Raw genomic sequence first — 11,114 nt, forward strand, 5'->3', positions numbered from 1 at the left:
ATGGATCGACGGTCTGCCACTCGCCATGCTGTTGTCGCCAGAGTGCTCGTCTGGGGCGCCCTGAGCGCCGCGCTGCTCGGATATCTCCGATGGGGGGCCGAGCCCACGGCTGTCACCAGCTACTACTTCATCGTGCGATCGGTGCCGGAGATCTGGTCCCGCTTCTACGAGGGTTTGCCGGAGATCGGCAATGCGCGCCTGCTCGATGCCGTCTACTGGATCTGCATTGGAGCGTCAATCGCCGGAGTGCTGGCGCTGCTGTGGTTTGCTCTCGATCCAGAGGATGGTGAACCCGAGCCCGAGGCGATCGAGCGATGAACTCCATTCCGAGTCCGAGGATTCGGTTTCGGCGTTCACGCGCGATCGATGCTTTCTGGCTCGTTTTTCTTGCGATCCTTGCGCTCTGGGTTTTCCACCGGCTGGGCGCATTCGATCTCTGGAATCAGATTCCGCTTCCGGACGGCACGACCGAACGCTTTGTGCGCACCTTTGGGGCGGCGGATCACCCGTTTCACGCCACAAGGGCCGAGCTGTTGCGCCGCTCCCTGGCAAGCGGTGAGGTGATGCGCTGGGTTTCAGCGCATCAGGGTGGCTACCCGGTCGAGTTCTACCCGCTCGGGGCGCCCGCATTCGAAGTGCTGATCTGGGCGGCGATGCTCGGAGCGCTCCCGATGATGGCAGCCCACAAGCTCGCCGTTATCGTGATCTTTCTCCTGCCAGCCCTTGGATACCTGTTGCTGGCACGGGAGGACCGCATTCCGCTTGGTGTCGGCGTGCTCGCGCTGGTGTTCCACATTTCGGTGCGCGGCTTCTGGTGGTCGGGCGGCTATTGGGAGCTCGTCGACTGGGGACTCGTCAGCAGCAGTCTGGCGATGACCGCGCTGCTTGCGTTCCTGCCAATCTCGTTTCACGCGGTACGGGCGCGCTCGATCCGCTGGGGCGCCTGCGCGTCGATTGTGGCCGCGTTCGCAGTCTATACAAACGTGCGGTCGTTCATTCCGTTGGCCGCGATCGCCATTGGGATGATTGCGTCGCTCTGTTGGGAGTCAGATCGGCGTGAGCATCTCCGGGGAAAGGTCACGGCCGCGGCGGCAATCGTTGTCATGGCAGGGCTGCTGGCGGCGCCGCTCCTCATCGCATTGGCTCGGTACAACGATCTGTATTTCTTCGTCGTCTACGAGAGATACGACTCGCTGAGGGAGTACTGGGACGCATCGATGACGGCGGTCTCGCGCCCGATCCTTTGGCTCGGGCTCTCCGGACTGGCGCTTGCCTTCATACGCCCTGAATTGCGAGCTGGGCGCTTCGTTGCGTTCACCACAATCACTTATTTCGCAGTAACCATTCTCCTCAGCGGACTCATGCCTGGTCCCCATATCGAACAGCTCGAAGCCACGCGGCTCATGCCGTTCCAGCGTGCCCTCACGTTCTTTCTTGCGGCGCTCGCGGTCTATGTGACGCTGGCCCTTCTGGCGGATCTGATCAAGCGGTACCGTCTGACGATCGTCAATCTGGGGCTCGTTGCGGGGACTCTGCTCACGCTCCTGCTGTATATCTTTGTCGACAGCTCTCCTGTTCCGGAAAGCGACCGAGCCCTCTATCCGGTTCTGAACACTGGCGACTCCTACATGCTGGACCAACAGCACGCCGTCGAACTGGCCAACGAACGAGACGAGCCGGGAACCGCCATTCTGGTGCTCGGCAGCATTCTCTCCTGGCACGATCAGTTCTGGTCGATCGAGTGGAGCGAGCGACCCTTCTATTTCGACGATTGGCTCTGGTACTGGCAGAAGGACCTTGCCGGGGAGTACAACCCTGAACGTGAGCACGTCTATCCCGATCCGGCAACCACGCTCGATCCCGAATTTCTCTCTGGCCAGGGGATTGGCGCCGTTGTCGTCTTCGGACGAGCGCTCGATGCGGCGCGCAGCTCGACGGCTCTGGAATCGATTTCGGACTCCGGCACCTACAGCGTCTTTCTCGTGCGCGATCCGACCCCCGTCATTACGGCCGACGGCGCCGAGACGACCGAGATCGACCTGGAGAATCAGCGCTACTCCGCGACGGTTTCGCAACCGTCGACGACGTTCGAAGTTCGACGCAACTGGTTCCCTCGCTGGACCGCAACGGTCGACGGCCGACCGGCCGACATCACGAAAGACGCAAACGGATTCATGACGGTCACCGCGTCTGAGCCAGGCACCAGAGTCGAGCTGGTCTATGGTGTGGACGGTTGGGATTGGCTTGGCCGCATCCTGCTGCTGGCTGGAATGGCGAGCGCCGCGGTCGCAATCGTGCAGCCGCGGCGCGTCGAGCGTTTCCTGAAGATCGAATCGTCCGGGAACTAGACCCAGGGCGCGATCGGAACATCGATGATGGTCGGCAACTCCCGGTCGAACGCGAGCTTCACCTCGCGCTCGAGCTCTTCGGGGGAGTTTGCCCGCACCCCTGGGATACCATACGCCTCCGCGAGTTTCACGTAGTCCGGATTGACGAGATCGACTGCCATGTAGCGGCCGTCGCGCTCATGCTTCTGCGCGTGCTTGACTGCTGAGTAGGTCGAATCGTTGAAGATCACGATTGGCAGACCCAGGCGTTCCTGTACCGCGCAACCGAGGTCGCCCATGGTGTACTGGAACCCGCCGTCGCCGACCACCGCGACCACTGCTGCATCGGGGCGACCGATTTTCGCGCCAATGGCGGCTGGCACCGCAAACCCAAGCGTGCCAAATCCGCTCGGGAAGAAGAACGTGCGTGGCTCGTAGACCGGATAAACACCGCACGCGACATAACTCATCATCGTCATGTCCGTGCTGAGCACTCCGTCACGGGGAATCGCGCGGCGCAGCGCATCGATGTAGTCCCTCCGCTCCGCGAACCACGCTGTCGCTTCGGCCGCTTTGCGGACCGCCTGAACCTCGCGTGTCTGGTCCACACCAGCCAACTCGACCGTGTCCGAAAGTGCTGTCACCAGCCGTTCGCTGATCAGCGCGGCGTCCCCGAGGAGGGGAGTGGATGGCTGAGCGTTGAGATGCATCTCGCGTGGATCGATGTCGATGCGAATCAGCGTTTCCGGCAATGACATCTGGAACATCTGGGTCGCCTGAGCGCCCAGTTTCGAGCCGATCACGATCACTGCGTCGGCCTGCTTGAGGTAGTCATCGACGACGTTGCCGGCCGACCACAGCGCGCCGAGCGAGAGGGGATGATCCTCCGGGATCGCGCCCTTCCCCATGATCGAGGTCAGCACCGGCGCTTTGAGCCGTTCCGCCAACTGGAGAACGAATGGCGCTGCGCCGGAGGAGACGGCTCCGCCTCCGGCATAGATCAGCGGGCGCCTGGCATCCGCCAGCAACGCGGCTGCCACTTCGATCTTTTCATCGTCCGGTTCGGGCACGATGATGAACGGTTCGCGCGGCGCAGTTGCTCCGGTCGCCCTCCGATCCAGCACGTCGAGCGGTATTTCGACATGCACCGGCAGCGGGCGACCTGTCTCCAGCCGGTCAAGTGCTTCCTCCATGACGGACGGCACATCGTCGACGTTGGTGATGCGCGCATTCCATTTGGTGACCGCCTTCATCACGGCCATCTGATCCTTCAGATCGTGCAGATTGCCGCGCATGTCATCGAGGTACGGGCTTTCGACATTCGACGAGATGACCAGCAGCGGGCTCGAGTCCGTGTACGCCTCCCCAACCGCCGTGGCGATGTTCGTGACGCCTGGTCCCGTAATGACGACGGCGACGCCCGGCTTGCCCGTCGCCCGAGCATAGCCATCGGCCATGAACCCGACACCTTGCTCGTGCCGTGCCAACACGTGACGAAGTGAGGATTCGCCAAGCGCATCGTAGAGCGCGAGGGTGTGCACCCCGGGGATACCAAAAACCGTGTCGATGCCGTGCGCTTCGAGCGCGGCAACCACCATTTGCGCGCCCGTGGCGGCCTGGGTGGTCGAGGGGTTCTGCTGAACCGCTACCATGAATGCTTTCTCCTGGTCCCATGGACGAGCCAAAACCCCGGATGCGGGACCGACCGACCGGAATCACTCCAGCCGCCAATTTTACGGAAGCGCAGCAATTGGTTGCTATGCTTTCCGACAAGAGTGATTCGTTGTCTGATTCGAGTCGAGTACATCGTTGACGTTTGCCACCAAACCCAAATCCGACGGAGACTTTCGTTCCCCTGTGTTTCCCGGCGGGTCGCTGATCCGGGCGCTGCTCGATCGGCGGCTCATGGGTCTCGCCGATCTCGGCGGCTCGAGCGCGCTGATCGGGTCCAGCTGGAGCGACATCGTTTCTGACCATATCGGATCGCTGATTGGCGCCGAGGTTGGCATTCCTGGTGATGAACCGTATCGGGTGGAGCAGGTCATTCGACTGGACGCGATGCCGCATGTCGCATACGCAGCGTCAAAGCGCTCGCTGCAAAACCCTGACTTCGTGCTGCTCGGTCGTCGCGGCGACGACCTCATCATGCAGGCCGCCGACGCGAAGTTCTCGATCGAGACTGCGCGCAGCAAGCAGGTGAGCGTCGAGATGCTGACGGCCCTGGCCAGCGTTGGTCCCGCGTACACCGATCACCTGGGTGATTGGCGCGCCAACGGAGTCATCGTGCCGGGTTTGTTCTTTGCGCCGCAGAGCGCGATGACCACCTACGTCCTGTCCGGTGGGCGCGGCATCACGCGCGCCACTGTCAAGCCGCAGGAGGTGATCTTGCTCGAGGCAACGGCAGACGAGCTGACCGGCCGGATACCAGGCGGTGCGGCGCGCGCACGTATGGCAGCAATCGATGGACTCGAGGATCGTGCCGCCAGCGACCTTCTCGTCGGGCTCTATTACGTTCGTCTCTCGAGTGCTGCCGGCGCGAGCTGGTTCGATATGCACCGACCGCTTTTTGGTCCAACCACCAGTTCCGGGCCGGATTTCTCCGCAGTCGACCAGGAGATCGCGCGACGCGCATCAGCAAGCCGGACAGCCGTCGACCTGGTCACGCGTTGGTCTGTGGATGCCGAACAGGTGCGCGCCGATCGAGGCGTGCTTCATCAAGCGGCCAGCCTGCCACTGCCAAACCGCGTTTTGCGTGAATGGGTACTCGCAGATGCCGCCGCTGCTGGAATCTCCGCCCCCTCGTTGAACCGGGTGCGCAAGTCGCTGCAGCACTGGGTGCAGGAGGCGGTGATTTCGGACATTGGCCCGATTCAGCCTGGCAACGGCAACATCGACCGGCAAGCCGCACAGATTCGCGCCATCGTTGCCGATCTGGCATCGCAGGCTCGAACGGAGACTGCGCGAATCGTTCTCCAGCTTGGCAGCGCCTCAGATCTCCCGGACCTGTTTGTCGAACAGGTAGAGGGCGACCAGTAGCGCGTTCCCGAGCATCGCGGCCCCTGCGATGGTCGTCGAGATCCCGAGTACTGAGGCGATTGCGCCGATCGCGATCGAACCAATGGGCGTAAACCCCCAGGTCAACATGTAGATCGACATCACTCGGCCGCGCACATCGTCCGAAATGCGGCTTTGCAACGCTGCATTCACGGAGCTCACATAGGCGGAACCGAGGAAACCCGCCGCGACGAGCAAGACAACGGCTACCAGCAGGTTGGGCGAGAACGCGAACGCGGCAATGATGAAGCCATAGGCGATGGCGGCGACGACGAATCCCCGTCCGGTCGGCTGTTGCTTGCGTGAGGCGACGTAGATCGATCCGATCACCGCGCCGCCGCCAGACGACGCCATCAACACCCCCAGTCCTTCAGGACCGATATCGAGCACGTCCCGCGCGAAGACCGACAGAAACGATAGATAGGGGAAGACCAACAGGATCGTGATCGAAATGAGGGTCATGATCGCGCGAAGATCGCGCCGGCCCCAGACAATGCGGGCGCCGTCGAACACCGACCCCAACGAGGTGACCGCGTTCCTGGCCGCCATCTCCGGGAATCGGGTGGTGAGCAACATGACCAGCGCAACGACCAATGCGATTGCCTGGCAGAAGAAGGCGGCTCCCGTGCCGGCGAACCCGATGATCGCGCCCGCCACCGATGGACCCACCACACGCGTCATGTTCTGCCCGGCGCTCATGAGGGCGATGCCGTTCGTGAGCCGTTCCCGAGAAACGAGCGATGGAACGATGGCCTGTTGCGCAGGATTCATGATTGCCTGCAGCGAGCCATTGATGAACGCGAACAACAGCAGGTGCCAGGCCACGACGTAGCCAGTCACGACATCGATCGAGAGGAGCACCGCGCAGATCGATGCAGTCGCCTGGCAGGCGATGAGCACCTTGCGCCGATCGAACCGGTCGAGCAGCAATCCGCCGGGTATCGAAACGAAGAGAAAGGGGATTCCGGCCGCGAACGCGACCAAACCGACGAACGAAGAACGATTGGAGAGGTCGAGCGCCAGCCAGCCGATGGCGGTCGACTGCATCCACTGGCCGAGCGTTGTCGACACCGTCGACATCCACAGCCGGCGAAATGCCGGATTGAGACGCAGGACAGTGAACGTGCCTTCGCCTGGCGACGGAGCGGAACCGGTCGGTCTCACCTGATCGGTCGATGCCATCTCGCCTTCGTCGCCGTGGATGCCATTGCGGCGCGCTCCTGCCGCGGATTGGGCGGTAGCCTAGCACAGGGCACGACTGCGAACCTGTGGCGATCCGCCCGGATACCGCGCGGCAACTGGGCGGGATATACTGCCATCACTTCACGATGCTGCTGCCACGCGCGAAGTTCGCTTCGCAGGTGGCGTACGCGGGACGGATCCGCGGCACGCGCGACGACGATCGGTCGAGTCGAGCAGTGGCACCGGCGATGACCGTACAGGGAACACCGACGATGACGGAGTCTTCGGTGATTTCGAAAGGAGCAGTTCACCAATGTCAACGGCGGTAGCGCAAAGCGTCGTTCCGGTTGATATCACCGTCAACGGCGTCGAACACCACGCCGAGGTCGAGCCGCGGCAGCTGCTCGTGCATTTCCTTCGCGAGAACCTGGCGCTGACCGGCACCCACGTCGGGTGTGACACCAGTTCCTGCGGTGCGTGCACCATCCACATCGATGGCAAGGCGGTCAAGAGCTGCACGGTCCTCACCGTCCAGGCCGACGGCGCATCGATTACCACCATCGAAGGTCTCGGCACTGAGGACAACCTGCATCCGGTGCAGGAAGGCTTCTGGGAGGAGCATGGCCTGCAGTGCGGCTACTGCACACCGGGCATGATCATGGCCGCCTCCGCCTTTCTGGAGACCAATCCGGATCCGACCGAAGAAGAGATTCGGCACGCGCTCGAGGGAAACCTCTGCCGCTGCACCGGGTACCAGAACATCGTCAAAGCCATCCAGTACGCTGCCAAGAAGGGCTAGGTTGCCCGCATCGACCGAACGGGTGCGCGGAGCCGCCGGCGTAGGTGGCAGACCGTGCATGGTCACGTGACAAGGAGGTTCAGCGATGGTTGCTTCCATCGACGCGCCTGAGCGGATGGTCGGAAAGGCGATCAAGCGGCGCGAGGATCCACGTCTTATCACCGGGCAAGGGCAGTTCATCGACGATCTGCGCATGCCGGGTTTGTTGCATATCGGCCTGGTGCGTTCACCCTTCGCGCACGCGAAGATCAAGAACATCGATCTCGCCCCGGCATTGGCGATGCCCGGCGTTGTGGCGGCGTTCACTGGCGAAGATTTCATGGATCTCAATCCGCTTCCGGCAGCCTGGCAAGCGGGCGGAGTGACAAATCATGCGGTAACTCCCCGCGTCCTGGCGGTCAACGAAGTCCATCTCGCGGGCGATCCGGTGGCTGTGGTCGTTGCGGAGAGCCAATATCTGGCGCGCGACGCCGCGCAAGCGGTCGTGGTCGAGTACGAAGAGCTGCCCGTGGTCGTCGATGCCAAGAAAGCGACGGAAGCGGGCGCGCCACAGCTGCATGAGGAAGCCCCCAACAACATCGTGCTGGAGTGGTCCTGCGGCAAGGACGCTGATGTCGTCGATGCGGCGCTGGCGGATTCGGATGTCACAGCCAGCTTGCACATCGTCAATCAGCGTCTGATCCCGAACCCGATGGAGCCGCGTGGTTCCATCGCCCGGTACGATCCGGGGACGGGCGACTATACCCTCTGGATTACGTCCCAGGCGCCGCATGTCATGCGGTTGCTCATCGCGGCCTTTGTGCTGGGCATCCCCGAGCAGAAAATCCGCACGATCTCGCCCGACATTGGCGGCGGATTTGGCGCGAAGATCTTTTGCTACTACGACATGCCGCTCACCATGGCGATCTCGAAGAAACTGGGCGGACGGCCGGTCAAGTTCTTCGAAGACCGGATGGAGAACTATGTCTCGACCACCCATGGCCGCGACCACATTTCCGATGTGGAGGTTGGCGCAAGCAAGGATGGCTCGATCAAGGCGCTGAAGGTGAAGACGTGGGCGAATATCGGCGCCTACTTCTCCACGATCGCCGCGGGAATCCCGACCACCCTCTACGGACGGATGATCGCGGGGTGCTACAAGATTCCGAACATTCGGGTCGATGTCGTTGCCGCGTACACCAACACCGCGCTGGTGGACGCCTACCGAGGCGCCGGCCGCCCGGAAGCGGCTTACCTGATCGAACGTGTCTGTGATGCTGTTGCCGCCGCAACCGGAGTCGATCCGGCCGAAGTGCGACGCAAGAACTTCATCCAGCCGGAAGACTTCCCCTATGACACCGGCGTCGGCATGTTGCCGTACGACTCGGGCAACTATGAGCGCGCACTCGACAAAGCGCTCGAACTCGTAGGGTACAAGGACCTGCGCGCGGAGCAGAAACGGCGCATCGAGGCAGGCGAGAAGAAGGTGCTTGGCATCGGCCTCTCGTCCTACGTCGAGGTCTGCGGAGTCGCTCCCTCGAAATGGATTGGTCTGGGCGGTGAAGGTTGGGGCGCTGGCTTGTGGGAGAGCGCCAACATCCGCGTTCAGCTGACGGGGAAGACGGTGGTCACCACCGGCTCACTGCCGCATGGGCAAGGCCACGAGACAACGTTTGCTCAGCTCGTTTCCGACAAGCTGGGGATCCCCTATGACGATGTCCAGATCAAGCACTCCGACTCGCTCGGCACGCCGTTCGGCTTCGGGACGTACGGCAGCCGGTCGCTCACGGTCGGCGGAACGGCGATCTACAAGTCGACCGACAAGGTGATCAACAAGGTCAAGAAGCTCGGCGCTCACATGCTGGAAGCATCCGAAGCCGATGTCGAGTTCGAGAACGGAAAGGTCTTCGTCAAGGGTTCTCCGGAAGCGGCGAAATCGATCCAGGAAGTCGCCGCCGCGGCGCACCTTGGGTATGACCTTCCCGAGGGGATGGAACCGTTCCTCGATGAAACGACCTATTACGATCCGCCCAACTGCACATTCCCATTCGGCACGCATGTGTGCGTGGTCGAGGTCGATACCGAGTCCGGCGAACTGGACGTCCTTCGATACCTGGCGGTGGACGATGTCGGAAATGTCATCAATCCGCTGATCGTCGGCGGTCAGATTCATGGCGGTATCGCCCAGGGTCTGGCGCAGGCGTTGTACGAGGGCGCGTACTACAACGAGGACGGACAGTTGCTGACCGGCTCGCTCTCCGATTACGCGGTCCCCAAGGCGAGCCAGGTTCCCTGGTACGACCTCGACAGCACCGTGACGCCCAGTCCGGTTAACCCAATGGGCTCCAAGGGCGCCGGCGAGGCCGGTACCATCGCATCGACACCGGCAGTTGGAAACGCCGTGGTCGACGCGGTGCGCCATCTTGGTGTCGACAACATTCAGATGCCGATGACCCCGGAACGGATCTGGGAGTCGATCAACGCGGCTCGTTAGGAACGCACTGAACGCGGCGGCAGGACCCGCGGTCTCTGAAGTAGGAAAGGTGAGCGCAAAGGTGTACCCACAGCAATTCGAGTACGTTCGTCCGACGAGCGTCGATGAAGCGATCAGCATTTTGGCGTCGAACCCGGACGCCAAGGTGTTGGCTGGCGGTCATTCGTTGATTCCGGCGATGAAGCTCCGCCTGGCGGCGCCCGGCACGATCGTCGATATCGGCCGGATCAAGGGTCTCTCTGGTATCAAAGATGGGAAGGGCGTCAAGATCGGCGCGACCACCACGTATGCGAGCGTGGTCGATTCCGACAAGTTCGGCGATTTCCCGGTTGTCGTGGATGCCACCAAGCAGGTCGGCGACCCGTCGGTGCGAAATCGGGGCACAGTTGGCGGCTCGATGGCGCACAACGACCCTGCGGCCGACCTTACTGCCGTGATGCTCGCCCTGAATGCATCCGTCACGGTCAAGGGAACCGGTGGTGAGCGAGACATCGCGCTCGACGACCTTTTCGTCGGGCTGTTGACCACCTCGCTGACCGAGGACGAGATCTTGACCAGCGTCAACATCCCGAGTGACTTCGCGGGCGCCAGGCAGGCTTACGTGAAGCACGCGCACCCGGCCTCGGGTTACGCCGTTGTTGGCGTGGCTGTAGCGGTCAAGGAAAAGGACGGAAAGGTCGAGTCCGCGCGGATCGCGGTGACCGGCGCTCCCGAACACGCCAAGCGCGCTACTTCGGCTGAAGCCGCTCTGGTCGGCAAGAAACTGGATGCCGACAGCATCGCCGCTGCCGCAGCGCTTGCCGCCGACGATCTCGGCGAGCTGAACAGCGATGTCTACGCCTCGGCCGAGTATCGCGCCCATCTGGTGCGCGTCCTGACCAAGCGCGCGCTGACCAAGGCTGCAGGTCTGTAGAAGCAATTCTGAACAACGAAAAGCGGGCAGATGGCGTTTTCCATCTGCCCGTTTTCTGTTTCGACGAACTGACCGATCAGCTCGTTGTGCCTACTGCTGATGGTTGCCCGCTGCCACATCGAGCACCCACGTTACGCCAAACCGGTCGGTCAGCATGCCGTAGAGGGGCGCCCACCCGGAGGGTGCAAGGTGCTGAACCACCGTCGCGCCCGGGAGCAGGCCGTTCCAGGCTGCCGCAATCTCCTCCATGCTCGCGCCACGCAGCGAAACGAAGAACGACCGCTCACCCTGGTCGTAAGAGAGTGCTCCCGGAACGTCGTACGCCATAACGTGCACGCCATTCGAGGCGCGTACCTCGCCCCACAG

Annotated in this window: 9 protein-coding genes; 6 read left to right on the plus strand and 3 right to left on the minus strand. The window is 62.5% G+C overall.

Features of this window, described 5'->3' with window-relative positions; translation table 11 throughout:
• Positions 1-318: a hypothetical protein gene (locus R2855_06170; protein ID MEZ4530600.1), complete on the plus strand. Its 318-nt coding sequence runs from the start codon at positions 1-3 to the stop codon at positions 316-318.
• The gene (locus R2855_06175) at positions 315-2,348 is read left to right on the plus strand and encodes a hypothetical protein (protein MEZ4530601.1); all 2,034 of its coding nucleotides are present in this window, start codon (positions 315-317) and stop codon (positions 2,346-2,348) included. Before R2855_06170 ends, R2855_06175 begins: the two co-directional genes overlap by 4 nt.
• On the opposite strand, the gene R2855_06180 is transcribed toward R2855_06175, so the two are convergent.
• Positions 2,345-3,979 (minus strand): thiamine pyrophosphate-binding protein, encoded by a 1,635-nt coding sequence (locus R2855_06180; GenBank protein ID MEZ4530602.1) that lies wholly within the window; start codon positions 3,977-3,979, stop codon positions 2,345-2,347. The genes R2855_06175 and R2855_06180 overlap by 4 nt on opposite strands.
• A gap of 157 nt (positions 3,980-4,136) precedes the next feature.
• Between R2855_06180 and R2855_06185 the strand changes: the two genes are divergently transcribed.
• Positions 4,137-5,363: a hypothetical protein gene (locus tag R2855_06185; protein MEZ4530603.1), complete on the plus strand. Its 1,227-nt coding sequence runs from the start codon at positions 4,137-4,139 to the stop codon at positions 5,361-5,363.
• On the opposite strand, the gene R2855_06190 is transcribed toward R2855_06185, so the two are convergent.
• A complete protein-coding gene (locus R2855_06190; protein ID MEZ4530604.1) occupies positions 5,316-6,563 on the minus strand; it encodes an MFS transporter in 1,248 nt (415 codons plus the stop codon). The two genes, R2855_06185 and R2855_06190, sit on opposite strands and share 48 nt — an antisense overlap.
• Positions 6,564-6,876: 313 nt before the next feature.
• Here R2855_06190 and R2855_06195 point away from each other — a divergent pair, with 313 nt between their 5' ends.
• The 3 genes from R2855_06195 to R2855_06205 all read left to right on the plus strand — a co-directional run bounded on the left by R2855_06195 (position 6,877) and on the right by R2855_06205 (position 10,748).
• Positions 6,877-7,362: a (2Fe-2S)-binding protein gene (locus R2855_06195; GenBank protein ID MEZ4530605.1), complete on the plus strand. Its 486-nt coding sequence runs from the start codon at positions 6,877-6,879 to the stop codon at positions 7,360-7,362.
• 85 nt (positions 7,363-7,447) lie between these two features.
• Positions 7,448-9,835 carry a xanthine dehydrogenase family protein molybdopterin-binding subunit gene (locus R2855_06200; GenBank protein MEZ4530606.1) on the plus strand — a complete coding sequence of 796 codons (2,388 nt, stop codon included), beginning with the start codon at positions 7,448-7,450 and terminating at the stop codon, positions 9,833-9,835.
• A 61-nt stretch (positions 9,836-9,896) separates the two neighbouring features.
• Positions 9,897-10,748 carry a xanthine dehydrogenase family protein subunit M gene (locus R2855_06205; GenBank protein ID MEZ4530607.1) on the plus strand — a complete coding sequence of 284 codons (852 nt, stop codon included), beginning with the start codon at positions 9,897-9,899 and terminating at the stop codon, positions 10,746-10,748.
• A 90-nt stretch (positions 10,749-10,838) separates the two neighbouring features.
• Here the strand turns inward: R2855_06205 and R2855_06210 are convergent.
• Positions 10,839-11,114, minus strand: a 276-nt coding sequence (locus tag R2855_06210) for a hypothetical protein (protein MEZ4530608.1), incomplete at its 5' end; no start/stop codon positions are given.

Source organism: Thermomicrobiales bacterium, from assembly GCA_041390825.1.
Lineage (GTDB): Bacteria > Chloroflexota > Chloroflexia > Thermomicrobiales > UBA6265 > JAMLHN01.

What these genes read in the sequence shown, in the direction of transcription:
- R2855_06170 (MEZ4530600.1), top strand. Translation starts at nt 1, where the DNA reads ATGGATCGACGGTCTGCCACTCGCCATGCTGTTGTCGCCAGAGTGCTC.
- R2855_06175 (MEZ4530601.1), top strand. Translation starts at nt 315, where the DNA reads ATGAACTCCATTCCGAGTCCGAGGATTCGGTTTCGGCGTTCACGCGCG.
- R2855_06180 (MEZ4530602.1), bottom strand. Translation starts at nt 3,979, where the DNA reads ATGGTAGCGGTTCAGCAGAACCCCTCGACCACCCAGGCCGCCACGGGC.
- R2855_06190 (MEZ4530604.1), bottom strand. Translation starts at nt 6,563, where the DNA reads ATGGCATCGACCGATCAGGTGAGACCGACCGGTTCCGCTCCGTCGCCA.
- R2855_06195 (MEZ4530605.1), top strand. Translation starts at nt 6,877, where the DNA reads ATGTCAACGGCGGTAGCGCAAAGCGTCGTTCCGGTTGATATCACCGTC.
- R2855_06200 (MEZ4530606.1), top strand. Translation starts at nt 7,448, where the DNA reads ATGGTTGCTTCCATCGACGCGCCTGAGCGGATGGTCGGAAAGGCGATC.